15 protein-coding genes and 1 pseudogene are annotated in these 16,492 nt (G+C 43.9%); all 16 read left to right on the top strand.

Going from position 1 to position 16,492, the window contains the following annotated elements; genetic code table 11:
* Positions 1 to 4: 4 nt before the first annotated feature.
* Positions 5 to 1,168, top strand: coding sequence for a class I SAM-dependent rRNA methyltransferase (locus K1J09_RS01680; RefSeq protein WP_223322490.1), 1,164 nt, complete (start codon positions 5 to 7; stop codon positions 1,166 to 1,168).
* Complete coding sequence (gene aroD / locus K1J09_RS01675; RefSeq protein WP_223322491.1) at positions 1,165 to 1,842, top strand: type I 3-dehydroquinate dehydratase; 678 nt, start codon at positions 1,165 to 1,167, stop codon at positions 1,840 to 1,842. Before K1J09_RS01680 ends, aroD begins: the two co-directional genes overlap by 4 nt.
* Positions 1,832 to 2,686 (top strand): shikimate dehydrogenase, encoded by an 855-nt coding sequence (locus K1J09_RS01670; protein WP_223322492.1) that lies wholly within the window; start codon positions 1,832 to 1,834, stop codon positions 2,684 to 2,686. Before aroD ends, K1J09_RS01670 begins: the two co-directional genes overlap by 11 nt.
* Before the next feature lie 10 nt (positions 2,687 to 2,696).
* A complete protein-coding gene (gene aroB, locus K1J09_RS01665; protein WP_223322493.1) occupies positions 2,697 to 3,764 on the top strand; it encodes a 3-dehydroquinate synthase in 1,068 nt (355 codons plus the stop codon).
* Between the two features lie 91 nt (positions 3,765 to 3,855).
* Positions 3,856 to 5,022 carry a chorismate synthase gene (aroC, locus tag K1J09_RS01660; RefSeq protein ID WP_223322494.1) on the top strand — a complete coding sequence of 389 codons (1,167 nt, stop codon included), beginning with the start codon at positions 3,856 to 3,858 and terminating at the stop codon, positions 5,020 to 5,022.
* Between the two features lie 15 nt (positions 5,023 to 5,037).
* Positions 5,038 to 6,144 carry a prephenate dehydrogenase gene (locus K1J09_RS01655; protein WP_223322495.1) on the top strand — a complete coding sequence of 369 codons (1,107 nt, stop codon included), beginning with the start codon at positions 5,038 to 5,040 and terminating at the stop codon, positions 6,142 to 6,144.
* A gap of 18 nt (positions 6,145 to 6,162) precedes the next feature.
* Positions 6,163 to 6,501, top strand: coding sequence for a YlbF/YmcA family competence regulator (locus K1J09_RS01650; protein ID WP_002930910.1), 339 nt, complete (start codon positions 6,163 to 6,165; stop codon positions 6,499 to 6,501).
* A 133-nt stretch (positions 6,502 to 6,634) separates the two neighbouring features.
* Positions 6,635 to 7,918 (top strand): 3-phosphoshikimate 1-carboxyvinyltransferase, encoded by a 1,284-nt coding sequence (gene aroA / locus K1J09_RS01645; protein WP_223322496.1) that lies wholly within the window; start codon positions 6,635 to 6,637, stop codon positions 7,916 to 7,918.
* The gene (locus K1J09_RS01640; RefSeq protein WP_125356212.1) at positions 7,911 to 8,387 is read left to right on the top strand and encodes a shikimate kinase; all 477 of its coding nucleotides are present in this window, start codon (positions 7,911 to 7,913) and stop codon (positions 8,385 to 8,387) included. The genes aroA and K1J09_RS01640 overlap by 8 nt, the downstream gene beginning before the upstream one ends.
* Positions 8,384 to 9,217: a prephenate dehydratase gene (gene pheA / locus K1J09_RS01635; protein WP_223322497.1), complete on the top strand. Its 834-nt coding sequence runs from the start codon at positions 8,384 to 8,386 to the stop codon at positions 9,215 to 9,217. The genes K1J09_RS01640 and pheA overlap by 4 nt, the downstream gene beginning before the upstream one ends.
* A gap of 18 nt (positions 9,218 to 9,235) precedes the next feature.
* Positions 9,236 to 10,585 (top strand): LCP family protein, encoded by a 1,350-nt coding sequence (locus tag K1J09_RS01630; RefSeq protein WP_223322498.1) that lies wholly within the window; start codon positions 9,236 to 9,238, stop codon positions 10,583 to 10,585.
* Between the two features lie 84 nt (positions 10,586 to 10,669).
* Positions 10,670 to 12,028, top strand: coding sequence for a 23S rRNA (uracil(1939)-C(5))-methyltransferase RlmD (rlmD, locus tag K1J09_RS01625; protein ID WP_317627824.1), 1,359 nt, complete (start codon positions 10,670 to 10,672; stop codon positions 12,026 to 12,028).
* A 293-nt stretch (positions 12,029 to 12,321) separates the two neighbouring features.
* A pseudogene (locus K1J09_RS11845) lies at positions 12,322 to 13,220 on the top strand (ABC transporter ATP-binding protein).
* Positions 13,210 to 13,950, top strand: coding sequence for an ABC transporter permease (locus K1J09_RS01615; protein ID WP_223322500.1), 741 nt, complete (start codon positions 13,210 to 13,212; stop codon positions 13,948 to 13,950). The pseudogene K1J09_RS11845 and the gene K1J09_RS01615 overlap by 11 nt, the downstream one beginning before the upstream one ends.
* Positions 13,943 to 14,524 (top strand): hypothetical protein, encoded by a 582-nt coding sequence (locus K1J09_RS01610; RefSeq protein ID WP_223322501.1) that lies wholly within the window; start codon positions 13,943 to 13,945, stop codon positions 14,522 to 14,524. The genes K1J09_RS01615 and K1J09_RS01610 overlap by 8 nt, the downstream gene beginning before the upstream one ends.
* Before the next feature lie 169 nt (positions 14,525 to 14,693).
* On the top strand, positions 14,694 to 16,259 hold the full coding sequence (gene gggC, locus K1J09_RS01605; RefSeq protein WP_223322502.1) for a streptosactin export ABC transporter GggC: 1,566 nt from the start codon (positions 14,694 to 14,696) through the stop codon (positions 16,257 to 16,259).
* The last annotated feature ends 233 nt before the right edge of the window (positions 16,260 to 16,492 follow it).

Genomic DNA, 16,492 nt, shown 5'->3' with positions numbered 1-16,492 from the left:
ATTTATGAATAAACTTACTGTTACTCAACAGGCAGAAGAAAAACTGAGAAAGGGCATTCTTTTATTAGATAAAAAGGATTTTGGCGCTCTTTCGCTTCAGAATCAATGCGTGGAACTGCAAAACCGTCAGGGAAAGTTTTTAGGCACAGCTTATCTCTCTCCGCAGAATAAGGGAGTAGGCTGGCTGATTTCCCGAAAGAAGGTAGAGCTGAATTCGGATTTTTTTCAAGATCTTTTTGAGCAGGCTAAGAGCAGACGTTCTATTTATTTCCGTTCGTCTGACACGACTGCCTTTCGTCTCTTTAATCAAGAGGGGGATGGCTTTGGTGGTTTCACAGTGGATTTCTACAATGACTTTGCGCTTTTTTCTTGGTACAATGACTTTGTTTTTGCTATCAAGGAGCGGATTCTAACAGCCTTCGCTAAGGTTTTCCCAGAGATTCAGGGAGTTTATGAAAAGATTCGTTTCAAGGGTTTGGACTATGAATCGGCCCATCTCTACGGAGCGGAAGCGCCGGAAACCTTCACAGTCTTGGAGAACGGTGTTCGCTATCAGGTTTTTCTGAATGATGGTCTTATGACCGGTATCTTTCTGGATCAGCATGATGTGCGAGCTAGTCTGGTAGATGGTCTGGCTGCTGGTAAAAGTTTACTCAATATGTTTTCCTACACAGCTGCTTTTTCAGTAGCAGCAGCCATGGGCGGTGCCAGTCAGACAGTATCAGTTGATTTGGCCAAGCGCAGCTGTGAGCTGTCAGAAGCTCATTTTCTGGCCAATGGTCTGACATTGGATCAGCATCGCTTTCAGGTGATGGATGTCTTTGATTATTTCAAATATGCTAAGCGTCACGATCTAAGCTTTGATGTCATTGTGATAGATCCGCCTAGCTTTGCTAGAAATAAAAAGCGAACATTTTCAGTTGCTAAAGATTATCATCGTTTGGTTGCACAAGCTTTGGAAATCTTGAATCCTCAGGGAATCATGATTTTAAGTACCAATGCAGCCAATCTTTCCAAAAGTAAGTTTAAACAAGAAATTGAAAAAGGCCTTGCCGGCAGAAAGCACCGCTATCTTGCGGAGTATGGCCTGCCAGCAGACTTTGTCTATAATAAAAAAGACGGGAGCAGTAATTACCTCAAGGTATTTACAATAAAGGTGGACCAATGAAATTAGTCGTTTCTGTAATGCCCAAGAGTTTAGAAGAAGCTCAAGAAATTGATGTATCACGCTATGAAGATGCGGATATTATTGAATGGCGGGCGGATTTTCTGGCCAAGGATGATATTTTAAATGTTGCGCCAGCTATTTTTGAAAAATTTGCCGGACGTGAATTGATTTTCACGCTGCGGACCCGTCAGGAAGGCGGAGAAATCGAACTGTCCGATGATGAATACGTAGCTCTCATCAAGGAAGTAGCCGGTTTTTACCAGCCGGATTATATCGACTTTGAATATTTCTCTCACAAGGAGAAATTTGAAGAAATGCTTGAGTTTCCTAATCTGGTGCTGAGCTACCATAACTTCGAGGAAACGCCTGAAAATATGATGGAAATCCTGTCTGAGCTGACTTCTCTGACCCCTAAGGTAGTCAAGGTTTCTGTCATGGCTCACAATGAGCAGGATGTGCTGGACTTGATGAACTATACTCGCGGTTTCAAGACTTTAAATCCTGAGCAGGATTTTGTCACCATTTCCATGGGAAAAGTCGGTAAAATTTCACGTATTGCGGCTGACTTGACAGGTTCCAGCTGGTCATTTGCCAGTCAGGATATGGCGTCAGCACCCGGTCAGATTTCTCTGAGCAATATGAAGAAAATCCAGGAGATTTTGAATGAGAATTAATGGCCACACCCGCATGGCTGCTGTGGTTGCCAAGCCAATTAAGCATAGTATTTCTCCTCTTATTCACAATATGGCGTTTGAAAAGACCGGTGTCAATGGTGTCTATCTAGCTTGGGAAGTAGAAGCAAAGGATCTGCAGGCCAGTATAGAAAATATCCGCAGATTCGATATGTTTGGTGTCAATCTTTCCATGCCATACAAGCAGGAAGTGATACCTTATCTGGACGAGCTGGATGTCAGTGCCCGCCTTATCGGAGCGGTCAATACGGTTGTGAATAAAAATGGAATTTTAGTTGGTTATAACACAGATGGCAAGGGATTTTTTAAGAGCTTGCCTTCTTTTGCTATTCGGGGCAAAAAAATGACAATTTTGGGAGCCGGTGGAGCTGCGACAGCGATTATTGCCCAAGCAGCTTTGGACCAAGCTGAGGAAATTTTTGTTTTTACTCGGCAAGCTTCCTATGAGAAGACTGTCAGAAAGATAGCAGCTCTCAGCCGCCAAACCAAGAGTCGTATCCAGGTGCTAACCTTGGAAGATGCGGATAGCTTGCAGGATACAATCAACCAATCAGACCTTCTGGTCAATGGGACTAGTCTAGGCATGGATGGCATCAGCATGCCCTTGCCTGAACAGATTGAACTGCCCAGCCAGATTTTAGTTGCGGATGTTATCTACCAACCTTTTGAAACGCCCTTTCTCAAATGGGCCAGAAATCAAAATGTCTCAGCGGTCAATGGACTGGGTATGCTGCTCTATCAGGGAGCAGAAGCCTTTGAACTTTGGACCGGCAAGACCATGCCCAGTCAGGAAATTTGTCAATGTTTAGAAGAATTATACAAATAAGGAGGCGCTTATGAAACTGAATGTGAATCTCCCGCATCATCCCTATGATATCCTCATCGAAAAGGGGGCTTTATCTCAGGCTGGAAGTTGGCTGAGTCAGCTTTGGCAGCCTCAAAAGGTGGTCATCGTCACGGACAATCGAGTGGCTAGACTCTATGCGGAAAAGGTCAAGCTGAGCTTGGAAGCGGCTGGGTTTGAGGCCTTTGTATTTGACTTTTTGGAGGGTGAAGCCAGCAAGAACTTAAAGACTGTCAACAAAGTCTATGAGTTTTTGGTCAAGATTGGTCTGACTCGCAGCGACGGGATCGTTGCCTTGGGTGGCGGCGTTGTTGGTGATTTGGCAGGATTTGTTGCTTCGACCTACATGCGGGGCGTTCATTTCGTGCAGATTCCGACCAGTCTGACTGCTCAAGTGGACTCCTCTATCGGTGGTAAGACAGGTGTCAATACACCTTGGGCCAAGAATATGGTAGGAACTTTTACCCAGCCTGACGGAGTTCTGATTGACCCAGAGGTCTTGCATACTTTGGGTCAGCGGGAACTAATCGAAGGCATGGGCGAGGTGGTCAAGTACGGCTTGATTGAGGATAAGGAACTCTGGGATGAGCTTTCGGAAATGGATGGCAGCCCTGAGTCGATTTTGGAACATGCGGAGAGCATCATTTACCATTCCTGCGATGTCAAGCGTAAGATTGTGGTCGAGGACGAGCTGGATAATGGCGTTCGCCTCTATCTGAATTTCGGCCATACTATTGGGCACGCTATTGAAGCGACAGCGGGCTATGGCAAAGTCATGCACGGTGAAGCTGTGGCGATTGGCATGGTACAAGTTTCCCGCGTCGCTGAAAAGCAAGGCCTTATGCCAGCTGGGATTACAGAAGACATCATCCATATGTGTCAGAAGTTTGGCTTGCCGGTGGATTACCAGCCTTGGAATGAAGTTGCTCTCTATCAGGCACTGACCCATGATAAGAAGGCTAGAGGCAACTCTATCAAGCTAGTACTGGTGCCTGAGTTGGGTTCGGCTAGTATTCACCAGATTCCGCTGGAAGAGATGAAAGAATTTCTGAAGAAATAAGTGCCAGATGGAGTTTAAGACGATTGGACATTTTAGATGAAAAATAGACAGAATGTCCAGTGCTTTCCATCTCAGAAATAGGAGAAAATGTATGAGATACTTAACAGCAGGAGAATCCCACGGACCACGTCTGACAGCTATTATTGAGGGAGTGCCGGCTGGTCTTCCTCTGACCGCTGATTATATCAATGCTGAGCTCAAGCGACGCCAGGGTGGTTACGGTCGAGGTGCCCGCATGAAGATTGAAAGCGATCAAGTCGAGATTACGTCTGGGGTTCGTCATGGCTTGACCATGGGCGGCCCGATTACCCTCAATGTTACAAATCTGGATCATCAGAAGTGGCTGGAGATTATGAGCGCGGCAGATGTGGATGAAAAGAAAAAAGGGCTGCGCAAGATTACCAAACCACGCCCTGGACATGCGGACTTGGTTGGTGGTATGAAATACCGCTTTGACGATTTACGAAATTCCCTTGAGCGCTCTTCTGCGCGTGAAACGACTATGCGTGTAGCAGTCGGCGCAGTAGCCAAGCGCTTGCTTGAAGAAATCGGTGTGGAGGTAGCCAGCCATATCGTAACTTTTGGCGGCATTGATATTGATGTGCCGGATGATTTGACTGTAGCAGAGATCAAAGAAAGAGCTGCCCAGTCAGAGGTTTCCATTGTCAATCCCGAGCGCGAAGAAGAGATCAAGGACTACATTGATCAGATTAAGAAAGACGGGGATACCATCGGTGGTGTCATTGAGACTGTCGTTGGCGGTGTTCCGGTTGGTCTGGGCTCCTATGTTCAATGGGATAAGAAGCTGGATGCCAAGATTGCTCAGGGAGTCGTGTCCATCAATGCTTTTAAGGGAGTCGAGTTTGGTGTGGGCTTTGAAGCCGGTCGTCTCAAAGGCAGTCAAGTCATGGATGAAATCCTTTGGTCTGAGGAAGATGGCTTCACTCGCAGGACCAATAATCTAGGCGGCTTTGAGGGCGGTATGACCAATGGTCAGCCAATCGTGGTTCGTGGTGTCATGAAGCCCATTCCAACCCTTTACAAGCCACTGATGAGTGTGGATATTGAGACCCACGAGCCTTATAAGGCGACAGTGGAGCGGAGCGATCCTACGGCTCTACCAGCGGCGGGTGTTGTCATGGAAAGCGTGGTGGCAACAGTTTTAGCCACCGAAGTTCTGGAGAAGTTCTCTTCGGACAATCTGGAAGAACTAAAGGATGCGGTAGCCAGCCACCGGGAATTTGTCAAGAACTTTTAGAAGAGAGGAGTGGGCATGGAGAGAAAAACAGTCTATATCGCAGGTCTGGGACTGATTGGAGCTTCCCTGGCTCTGGGCATCAGGCGAGCTCATCCTGAGATTGAAATTCTCGGCTATAACAGAAGTGAAGAATCAAGACAGGTTGCCCTGGAGCGAGGAATGGTAGACCGGGTAACGGATGATTTTGCCGCCTTTGCTCCATTGGCTGATGTGATTATTCTGGCTGTGCCCATCAAGCAGACCATAGCTTTTATCAAGGACTTGGACGAGATGGATCTGAAGGAGAATGTTCTCATCTCAGATGCAGGCTCAACTAAATCGGAAATTGTGGCGGCTGCAGAAAGATATCTGCAAAATAAAGCTGTCCGCTTTGTTGGTGCTCATCCTATGGCTGGAAGTCACAAGACCGGAGCCAAGGCTGCCCATGTCACTCTCTTTGAAAATGCCTATTATATCTTCACCCCCTCTAGCCTGACCAAGCCTGGCACGCTTGAGGAAATGAAAGACTTACTGAGTGGTCTTCATGCCCGCTTTATCCAAGTGGACGCAGCCGAGCACGACCGAGTGACCAGCCAAATCAGCCATTTTCCGCATATCTTAGCCTCCAGCCTTATGGAGCAAGCGGCAGCTTATAGCCAAGAGCATGAGCTAACCCAGTCTTTTGCAGCTGGTGGTTTTCGAGATATGACGCGGATTGCGGAGAGTGAACCGGGTATGTGGACCTCTATTCTCTTGACCAATCCTCAAGCTATCTTGGAGCGGCTGGAAGATTTTAAAGACCAGTTGGACAAGGTTGCCGCAGCGATTGAGGCTAAGGACGAGACAGCTATCTGGGAATTTTTTGACCGAGGACGGCAGAGCCGCAAGCAGATGGAAATTCATAAGCGTGCAGGTGTGGACAGCTTTTACGACCTCTTTATTGAAGTGCCTGACGAAGAAGATGCGATTTTGGGTATTTTGGAGCTTCTGCGCGGAATTTCAGTCGTTAATATTCGCATCAACGAGGAAAACCGAGAAGATATCAACGGTATTCTGCAAATCACCTTTAAAAATCGCCAAGATTTGGAAAAATCTGCTACAATAGTAAGAGAAAATACGGATTACCTAGTGTCCGTAGACTAATATAGATTGGAGAACTCTATGTCAAATATTTATGATTTAGCCAATGAACTGAGCAGAAATCTGCGTGATTTGCCTGAGTACAAGGCCGTCGCAGAAAGTAAGAAAGCAGTGGATGCTGATAGCGAAGCCAAGGCTATTTTTGAGGATTATCTGGCTTTCCAGCAAGAGCTGCAGCAACTGGCTCAGACTGGTCAGGTACCGACTCAGGAGGTGCAGGACAAGATGACTTCCTTTGGCGAGAAGATTCAGGGCAATGCTGTTCTTTCTGAATTCTTCAATAAGCAGCAGCAACTGTCCATCTATCTGGCGGACATTGAGCGTATTATCTTTGATCCGGTACAAGATTTGCTTAAGTAAACTAAAAAAAAAAGAAGAATCTGGGCTGAATACCCGGATTCTTTTTGCTTCAGCTAGGATTCCAGAAATTTTAAGAATTTCTGGTCTTTTTATGATAAAATAAGAAGCAACAAAGGAAAGTACGAGGTCACCTATGAAATTATCAACCAATGTAAGAGGCCTGAAGGGCCGTATCCGCGTACCTGGAGATAAATCCATCAGTCACCGTTCCATTATTTTTGGCAGTTTGGCCAAGGGCGTTACTACCGTCCGCGACATTCTGCGAGGAGAAGACGTGCTATCCACTATGCAGGTTTTTCGTGACTTAGGCGTGCAGATTGAGGACGATGGAAATCTAGTCAAGATACACGGTGTAGGATTTGAGGGTCTGCAAGCACCGAAAAATAAGCTGGATATGGGCAATTCTGGAACGTCTATCCGTTTGATTTCTGGTGTTTTGGCTGGTCAGGATTTCGAAGCGGAGATGTTTGGTGACGACAGTCTATCCAAGCGGCCTATGGATCGGGTGACCATCCCTCTGCGGCAGATGGGAGTAGAGATTGCTGGTCGGACTGAGCGTGATTTACCACCGCTCAAGATGAAGGGCAGCAGTGAACTGCAGCCTATCTACTATCAGCTGCCAGTGGCTTCTGCTCAGGTTAAGTCGGCCTTGATTTTTGCTGCCCTGCAGGCTCAGGGAGATTCGGTCATTATAGAAAAGGAAATCACCCGTAATCATACAGAAGATATGATTGCCCAGTTTGGTGGGCAGATTGAGGTCAAGGGCAAGGAAATTCGCATTCAGGGCGGTCAGGAATTCACTGCTCAGGAAGTGACGGTCCCAGGTGACATTTCCAGCGCGGCTTTTTGGCTGGTAGCTGGACTGATTGTGCCGGACTCTAAGATTGTTTTAGAGAATGTCGGCATCAATGAAACTCGTACAGGGATTCTAGAAGTGATAGAGGCTATGGGCGGACGGATGACGCTGTCAGATGTCGATCCAGTAGCCAAGTCTGCGACCATCACCGTTGAGACTTCTGAGCTTAAGGGCACTGAGATTGGCGGCGAGATTATCCCACGCTTGATTGATGAGTTGCCGATTATTGCACTTCTTGCGACTCAGGCTCAGGGACGGACGGTCATTCGTGATGCAGAGGAGCTCAAGGTCAAGGAAACCGATCGGATCCAGGTAGTGGCAGACGCTCTCAATAGCATGGGTGCAGCTATTACCCCGACGGAAGACGGCATGATTATTGAAGGGAAAACACCTCTTCACGGCGCACAGGTCAATACCTTAGGCGACCATCGCATCGGGATGATGACGGCGATTGCTGCTTTATTGGCTCAAAGCGGTCATGTAGAACTTGAGCGGTCTGAAGCCATTAAGACCAGCTATCCAAGCTTTTTCAGCGACTTGGAGGGCTTGATGCATGGCTAAGATATTGCTGGGCTTTATGGGAGCCGGAAAATCCACAGTGGCCAGAGGCTTAGCTCAAGACTTTGTCGATATGGATGAACTGCTCTGCCAGCGGTTGGGCATGTCTATCAAGGACTATTTTGACCAGCATGGTGAAGCGGCCTTCCGGGCAGCTGAAGCCCAGCTCTTGGCTGAGTTGATCGATACAGACTTGGTGGTCTCAACTGGCGGCGGTGTAGTCGTCAGCCCTGAAAATCGCAGATTACTGACTCAGAATGCTGATAATATCTACCTGAAAGCAGATTTTGAAACGCTCTATCAGCGAATTCAGCAGGATGCTGAGCAGGAACGGCCCTTGTTCTTAAACCAGAGCAAGTCAGACTTGCAGCAGATTTTTGAGCAGCGTCAGGCCTGGTATGAGGAAGTGGCGACCCAGATTGTTGATACGAGGCTTAAAAGCCCGCAGGAAATTATTGAGGAAATTCAATGAAAATAGCATTTCTAGGCCCTAGAGGCTCCTTTTCTCACCATGTAGCCCAAGCTGCCTTTCCGAGCGAGGACTTGGTGCCCTATCAGAATATCACCGAGGTCATGAAGGCTTATGAGGCTAGGGAAGTGGATTACTCGGTCGTTCCGGTGGAAAATTCCATTGAGGGCAGTGTCCACGAGACCTTGGACTATCTCTTTCATCAAGCAGACATTCAGGCGGTGGCTGAGATCGTCCAGCCCATCAAGCAGCAGCTTTTAGTGACGGATTTGGAGAAGCCAATCGAGAAGATATTTTCTCATCCGCAGGCTATTGCTCAAGGGAAAAAATACATCCGTCAGCACTATCCGCAGGCTGCCATTGAGATGACGGCTAGTACGGCCTATGCAGCTCGTTTTGTGGCAGAACATCCTGAAAAGAATTTTGCGGCTATTGCCCCGCGCACAGCTGCAGCAGAGTACGGGCTCAAAGTAGCGGCCAGCGACATTCAGGAAATGGAAGAAAATTATACCCGCTTCTGGATTCTGGGTCATGAGGTGCCTGAGCTTGAACTGGCTAAGACGGGAGACAAGCAGACACTGGCTTTAACCTTGCCGGACAATCTGCCTGGTGCCCTCTATAAGGCTTTGTCGACCTTTGCTTGGCGTGGGATTGACCTGACCAAGATTGAGAGCCGGCCTCTAAAAACGGCTTTGGGAGAGTATTTCTTCATTATTGACATTGACAACGAGCAGAAAAAATTGGCGGATTTTGCCTATCAAGAGTTGACAAGTCTTGGAATTACTTATAAAATTTTTGGTAGCTACAGTGTGTTTCTGATTCAGGACAAGTAGCAATAGATTGGAGAAGAGATGAAGAAACCAGAAAATCTTAGCCATCATGAACAGCTCCGCTTAGATTATCTCTACAAAAATTATTATTATCTAAACGATAAAGAAAAGAAAGAATTTGACTATCTGCGTCAGAAGTCCAAGGGGATTGGCAGTTCAGCCAGTGTGCCTAGCCATGAAGAGCAGCCGCATACAGTTAGTGACGCCTATGAGCAAGAGCCAGTGGAAATGGATTCTTCTGGTCTTTTGCCCAAGTACCCTGAGCGTTCTTCTCGCAGCAGAAAGCAAAAGAAGGAGCCTGAAGCTCTGGCAGGAGCTGGTCTGGGACAAGACAAGCCCAAGAAGCCTCGCAAAAAAATCCGCTTGAAACGAATTCTGCTTTGGGTAGGGATTTTCCTTCTTATGGTCTTGGGAGGCATGATTTTCATGTTTGTCAAAGGCTTGACGACAGCTCACACTGGCAATTCTAAGCCAGCAGAAACAGAATTCTTTGACGGTAAGGATACTAAAGACGGAGTGAATATCCTCATTCTTGGAACAGACGGTCGGGTTGGTGACGACTCGACTGAGACGAGGACGGACTCTATTATGGTTTTGAATGTTGGTAATAAGGACCATAAGGTGAAATTGGTCAGCTTTATGCGTGATACCCTTATTCACATTGATGGTGTCAGTAACGAATACACCGATCCGTCGCAGGCAGATTACTATGACCAAAAGCTCAATTCTGCCTATACGATTGGGGAGCAAAACCACAACCGTGGTGCAGACTATGTCCGCCAGATGCTCAAAGATAACTTTGATTTGGACATCAAATATTATGCACTGGTGGATTTCCAGACTTTTGCGACAGCTATTGACACCCTTTTCCCAAATGGCGTCAGCATGAATGCTCAGTTCTCAACGATTGATGGGGAGAAGGTGACAGAAGTTGAAGTGCCGGATGACCTGAATATGAAGGACGGTGTGGTACCCAACCAAACAATCAAGGTCGGTCAGCAGCAGATGGACGGTCGGACCTTGCTCAACTATGCTCGCTTCCGTAAGGATGACGAGGGCGACTTTGGCCGGACCCGCCGCCAGCAGGAAGTATTGACAGCTGTTTTCCAGCAGGTCAAGGATCCGACTAAGCTCTTTACCGGATCAGAGGCTCTGGGTAAGGTCTTTGCCTTGACTTCGACCAATGTGCCTTACAGCTTCCTTTTGACTAATGGTCTCTCTATGGCTGGAGATTCCCGCAATGGGGTTGAGCGCCTGACGATTCCGGAAAATGGCGACTGGGAGGATACCTATGACATGTACGGTGGCCAAGGGCTCTTGATTGACTTTGAAGCCTATAAAGAAAGACTGCAGCAAATGGGTCTCAGATAAGATATATGATATAATGAAAGGTAGGACGATGTCCTGCCTTTTCTTTTGGGAAATAGCAGAGCGATAAAGCAGAAAGAGAAAAATATGTTAAAAAAGAATGATATGATTGAAGTTGAAATAGTGGATTTGAGCCACGAGGGAGCAGGAGTGGCGAAGGCAGAAGGCCTGGTTTTCTTTGTGGAAAATGCCCTGCCGGGTGAGCTCATCCGCATGCGTGTGCTCAAGGTCAACAAAAAAATTGGCTTTGGCAAGGTGGAGGAATTTCTCCGTACTTCAGACCAGCGCAATGAAAATCTTGATATGGCCTATCTGCGTACGGGGATTGCTGACTTGGGGCATCTGAACTACCCAGCCCAGCTAGACTTCAAACGTAAGCAGGTCAAGGACAGTCTTTATAAGATTGCTGGTTTGTCTGATGTTGAAGTGCCTCCGACACTTGGTATGGAGCAGCCGTTGGGCTACCGTAATAAGGCTCAAGTGCCTGTTCGTCGTGTCAATGGTCAGCTGGAAACAGGATTTTTCCGGAAAAATTCCCATGACCTCCTGCCGATTGAAGATTTCTATATTCAGGACCCAGTCATTGATCAAGTTATCCTCTTTACACGCGACTTGCTCCGTCGTTTTGACCTCAAACCTTATGATGAGCAGGAAAAAACGGGACTCATTCGCAATCTAGTTGTTCGCCGTGGCCATTATTCAGGGGAAATCATGGTAATTCTGGTCACAACTCGGCCTAAAATATTCCGAGTGGAGCAGCTGATGGAGCGCTTGATAGAAGCCTTCCCAGCTATCAAGTCCATCATGCAGAATATCAACGACCAGCCGGGCAATGCGATTTTCGGAAAAGACTGGCGAACGCTTTATGGTCAAGACTACATTACCGACCGCATGCTGGGAAATGACTTCCAAATCTCTGGACCAGCTTTTTACCAAGTCAATACCGAAATGGCAGAAAAACTCTATCAGACAGCTATTGACTTTTCCGAACTAACCGCTGATGATGTGGTGCTTGATGCCTACTCGGGTATCGGGACTATCGGTCTATCAGTTGCCAAGCATGTCAAGGCAGTCTATGGAGTTGAGGTCATTCCTGAAGCTGTCGAAAATAGCCGAAAGAATGCAGCAATCAACGGCATTACCAACGCCAGCTATGTCTGCGCTCCTGCTGAAGAAGCCATCCAAAACTGGCTTAAAGAGGGTATCCAAGCGGATGTCATCCTAGTCGATCCACCACGAAAAGGACTGACCGAGAGCTTCATCAAAGCCAGCGTCAGCATGGAGCCCAAGAAAATCACTTATATCTCCTGCAATGTTGCTACCATGGCGCGTGATATTAAGCTCTATCAAGAACTGGGTTATGAACTGAAGAAAGTCCAGCCGGTGGACTTATTTCCGCAAACGCATCATGTCGAGTGTGTAAGTTTGTTAGTGAAACGTAGCTAATCCTCAAAAGGTTCCCCAAACCTTTTGAGTCCCGCAAACGCATCATGTCGAGGCGGTATCACTGCTTGTACGAGCAGAGGTATCAGCGAAGTAGAAGTAGATGCTCCGCCCATGGGATAGGACTCGTAGAATGAGGAGGGAAACCGACGAAATGATACGGAAAGTCTGAACCGCTGAGTGTGTAGCTTTGCTGGTGAAAACGTAGGAACGTTTTAGTGAAAGTAATTTAAAAATCCTTGTTTTTAAATTTTTGGCAGTGTAAGTATTAGTAATCGAAATAGGTTAATGCGAGTATGAATGAAATTATTGTACGCAATCTAAAGAAAAATTTTCGTGGTAAAGTTGTATTGGACATTCCTAGCTTTGGATCGCATTCAGGAGAGATTGTTTCTATAGTGGGCACCAATGGTGCGGGTAAATCAACTTTCATAAAAATTATCTCTGGCTTAATGTTACAAGATGCAGGTGATGTATTTGTTTTTGGCAGTAAGAATACTTCGAAAGATATTCATAACAATGTCAAGCTTGTACTAGAAGCGGTAGAGGCTACTATGAATATCTGACGGCAAATCAAAATATTGATTACTTTTTACATTTGAATAAAAGTTCGCGTAGTCAGATTAAGGAAGAATTGGAGGATTTATTTAATAAACTAGCTTTCCATCCCTATGTTGATGTCTTGGTGTCCGAATTGTCACAAGGAACGAGACAAAAATTGTCTTTGATTATTGCATTACTTTGTAAGCCAAAAGTATTGTGTTTAGATGAGCCAACCAATGGTCTGGATGTCATTGCCAAAAAGCAGTTTGCGAAATTATTACTAACTCTGAGTCAAGAAAAAGGAACCATTGTTCTCATGACGACTCATGATATCTATTTTGCAAAAGAAATATCAACAAGAATTTGTATCATGAGTAGAGGCGAAATAATACAGCAAGGTAGTTTTTCAGAAATCTTTGGGAAAAATACTAGGTGGATTAAATATAGAATTGGTATTTCAGATTCTGAGAAAGATGCTTTTGAGAGAATGTTTCCTGATTTATCTTATCAAGTAGAAAATGAAAGATTGATTGTTGAAGTGAAAGATAGTCAGGTGAAAAATAATATCTTTAATAATTTTGAGATGATATTTTTTGAAGAAGTTGAAGAAAGCATCGAAGAAATATTGTATGAGGTTATCAATGATGATTAAAGAAATAAGAAGGGAGTTAAAGAGACAGCTGCAGGAGATGATGCAGTTTAAATTTAATTTATTTTTTTCAAATTTTGGAATTTTGATAATGGTTTCAGCTTATCTTCAATATTTTAAAAATACACAAAGTAAATTTTTATTGTTATGTTTATTATTTACTTGGTATTTTACGAGTCATATTATTACGCATCCAACTTTTTTTATTGAGGATGACCTTTATGACAGAACTTTGATTAGTGTAATCCAGAGTAGTAAGAGTGTTTTTCATGTTTTAATGTTTAAAATTATGGTTCAGATATTGGTGGATCTAGTTAAAGCCATACCTATATTTATCGTTTTATCCACGTTAAATGATATTGATTTTCCGGATGGTATCTTAAAGTTAGTTGGAAACCTGGCTGCATGTATGCTAACTATTATTAGCATATATGGTTTGGGCTTTTGCCTATCAAGCCTCTGCTTCGTTTTTAATCGTACTTCTAGCATTACATCGTTAATTTCTTATTTCATGCTGTATTTTACTGGCATACTAACACCGCTAGGTGGTTTATTTGGCTTTATAGGAAAGCTTTTCCCTTACTATGCCTTGAGGAATTTTATTATTTCTCCGTCCTATCAGAGTGTTTTTTTAATTATAGTTTATTGTGCAGTATATTGGTCAGTTGGAACTTTCCTATTTTTCACTTTATTGAACATTGCTAAAAAAAGGGGGAGCCTTTTCCATGTTTAGTGAATTAAGAAGATATTTTAATTATAGAGTTCGATACACGTTTGATAGTATTTGCGAAGTGATTTATTCGATGATTTTTATTACAGGAATCATTATTATTTTCAATAGTGATAAACCGATAAATCTACTCTATTTTTTTATTTATTATTCTATAACTAATGTGATATTGCTTGCTAATGAGGAGTTGGAATTTGAAATTCGCACTAATCAATATACAAATATCAAAACAACTAGACGGACACCAATGATGATTTATATTGCTAGATCAACAACTTATTTTATTTGGTCAACACTCATTTTTTTGATTTCAATCATTCTATCGCATATGTTTTTTAATGGAAAATTTTTTATGCCCTCATTACATTTAGTGGATTTGATTTTGATGTCAATACTTAATTATGCTGTATTTTTTGTCTTATATACCATAGCAATTAAGTTAACAGAACGCTTTAAACGAGTATCCGTCTTATTGAATTTATTTAATACCATAATGCTATTTTATTCTGGACTAGTATTTCCAGCTCCCTTTGTTAGCTATGCAGATGTGTTAGATATATTTTTTATCAAAAAATAAAAGTGAATTGATATGCTTCGAACTTCTTATTCAGTTCTTTTTTCGAAAAATTATAAAGTAGCCTTACGTTTAATGGTTTCATTCAAATATTCAGGCTCCTATTTTATCCCCGTCTAGAGAAAAAAACGACCATCTAAGTTGGTAAATAACTTCAGGAGGTTTATACGCTATGCTTAGATCTTATGTAACTAAAAAGTATTTATTCTTCTATTTTGTGGCGATTATGATTACTTGGCTGGAGGCTGTCATTACACCAGCTTTGATTCAGTATATTGTCTCTAGTTTTACCAATCACCAGTTGCATTTGCTGTGGCAGGTCTTGATTTGGGGGATTGTGGGGAATTTGATTCTCTTGCTGGGTTTGGCGGGGAAACGCTATTACTACGCACGAGTGCTGACGGACTTTAAGTCGGGGATTAAGCAGGCTATCTTTCAAACTTTCTTATATAGCCGTCGGATAGCGGATGAAGAGGTTTTGTCCGACCTAGAAAATGATGTGAAGCAGCTAGAAGATAACTATATTGAGCCGACTGTCATTATCATTTCTTCTTTGGGATTTACAACCGTCTCTATCTGTTATGCACTTTGGACTAATTTTTTTCTAGGCTTGCTCTTTATCATTTTTTATTCGATCCCTGTCCTTTGTAGTAGCATAGGTTCCAAGCGCTTGGATGCGATTTCTGAGCAGAAGTCCATGGCTAACCAAGGCTACATCTCTCAAGTGACCAATATGATTGCGGGTGCTTGTTCCATACGGCATTATCGGGGACAAAGCTTGTTTTACAAACTGTTTTCCAAAGATTTGCACAAGGCTTTAGAGCAAGAAATCGCCTATGAAAAGCAACGGACTTTAAACAGTCTCTTTATCAATGGGATTGATGCCTTTTGCTCGGTCGCGCCGATTGTCATTGGTGGTTTCATGACCTATTATAATTACCTATCTGCAGCCAGCTTTGTTGGGATTTACCTAGTATCGCATAATATCGGCTACCAATTTCAGGAGTTATCTTACTTTATCAATACTAGAAAATCAGCCAAGTCTCTCTGTGATAAGTATCAAAAATTGCTGGGAGAGGAGTTGACAATGCCTTCTGTTCTTGAAAGTTCCGTCTTTCCTATCCAGCTGGAGCAAGTCGGCGTAGAGCGTGATGGTCAAGAAATACTAGCCCCTTGCGACCTTACTATTGAGGAAGGGGAAAAGATTGCCATTATCGGAGAAAGTGGATCAGGAAAAACAACCTTACTGAACCTCATCTATGGTGAAATCAAGCCTAGTCAAGGTCGGATCCACTATCACGGACAAGAGCTAAACTCGGATGAACTCTATCAGGCAGGAGCCTACATTCTCCAGTCCAGTCATGTCTTTGATGGTTTGAGCCTAGAGGAAAATATCGCTCTGGAGCAAGAACTTGATTCTGTAAGGATAGAAGAGATTCTGCAGCAAACCGGATTGAAAGCTCTCCAAGGCAAAACACCCAGCAATCAAACCCTATCAGGCGGTGAGAAGCAGCGGCTAGAAATTGCCCGCGCGCTCTATCACAATCGCCAATTTATCCTGGCTGATGAGGTCAAGGCCAATCTGGACCTTAAAAATCAAGAGAAAATCAATCAACTTCTCTTCTCTCTCCCACAAGCAGTCGTAGAAGTAATTCATCACTATAGTGAAGAGGACTTGAAGCGCTATGATAAGGTGATAAAATTGGAGAGAAGTAGATATGTGGTTGAAAATAAGTAGATGTATATTATTGTAATCTGAGAAAAATAGAAATTAACAGAAACCTTGTTATAGATCTTTTGCATACGCATATTATTGATTCTGGTTCGTGCCTATGTTTATTTGTAAAAAGCTATAAAGAATGTTATTTTTCTAAGATACACACTGGAAAAATTAAAAAAATAACCGATGTTGTTGGAGTACTATTTGAACAATCATTTGTATTTTCGGATAGGAACAGGTATAAATAATAA

Source organism: Streptococcus sanguinis (assembly GCF_019928825.1).
In the GTDB taxonomy this organism is placed as follows: Bacteria; Bacillota; Bacilli; order Lactobacillales; family Streptococcaceae; genus Streptococcus; species Streptococcus sanguinis_L.
This window is presented reverse-complemented; position numbering and strand designations above follow the sequence as displayed.

What these genes read in the sequence shown, in the direction of transcription:
- K1J09_RS01680 (WP_223322490.1), top strand. Translation starts at nt 5, where the DNA reads ATGAATAAACTTACTGTTACTCAACAGGCAGAAGAAAAACTGAGAAAG.
- aroD (WP_223322491.1), top strand. Translation starts at nt 1,165, where the DNA reads ATGAAATTAGTCGTTTCTGTAATGCCCAAGAGTTTAGAAGAAGCTCAA.
- K1J09_RS01670 (WP_223322492.1), top strand. Translation starts at nt 1,832, where the DNA reads ATGAGAATTAATGGCCACACCCGCATGGCTGCTGTGGTTGCCAAGCCA.
- aroB (WP_223322493.1), top strand. Translation starts at nt 2,697, where the DNA reads ATGAAACTGAATGTGAATCTCCCGCATCATCCCTATGATATCCTCATC.
- aroC (WP_223322494.1), top strand. Translation starts at nt 3,856, where the DNA reads ATGAGATACTTAACAGCAGGAGAATCCCACGGACCACGTCTGACAGCT.
- K1J09_RS01655 (WP_223322495.1), top strand. Translation starts at nt 5,038, where the DNA reads ATGGAGAGAAAAACAGTCTATATCGCAGGTCTGGGACTGATTGGAGCT.
- K1J09_RS01650 (WP_002930910.1), top strand. Translation starts at nt 6,163, where the DNA reads ATGTCAAATATTTATGATTTAGCCAATGAACTGAGCAGAAATCTGCGT.
- aroA (WP_223322496.1), top strand. Translation starts at nt 6,635, where the DNA reads ATGAAATTATCAACCAATGTAAGAGGCCTGAAGGGCCGTATCCGCGTA.
- K1J09_RS01640 (WP_125356212.1), top strand. Translation starts at nt 7,911, where the DNA reads ATGGCTAAGATATTGCTGGGCTTTATGGGAGCCGGAAAATCCACAGTG.
- pheA (WP_223322497.1), top strand. Translation starts at nt 8,384, where the DNA reads ATGAAAATAGCATTTCTAGGCCCTAGAGGCTCCTTTTCTCACCATGTA.
- K1J09_RS01630 (WP_223322498.1), top strand. Translation starts at nt 9,236, where the DNA reads ATGAAGAAACCAGAAAATCTTAGCCATCATGAACAGCTCCGCTTAGAT.
- rlmD (WP_317627824.1), top strand. Translation starts at nt 10,670, where the DNA reads ATGTTAAAAAAGAATGATATGATTGAAGTTGAAATAGTGGATTTGAGC.
- K1J09_RS01615 (WP_223322500.1), top strand. Translation starts at nt 13,210, where the DNA reads ATGATGATTAAAGAAATAAGAAGGGAGTTAAAGAGACAGCTGCAGGAG.
- K1J09_RS01610 (WP_223322501.1), top strand. Translation starts at nt 13,943, where the DNA reads ATGTTTAGTGAATTAAGAAGATATTTTAATTATAGAGTTCGATACACG.
- gggC (WP_223322502.1), top strand. Translation starts at nt 14,694, where the DNA reads ATGCTTAGATCTTATGTAACTAAAAAGTATTTATTCTTCTATTTTGTG.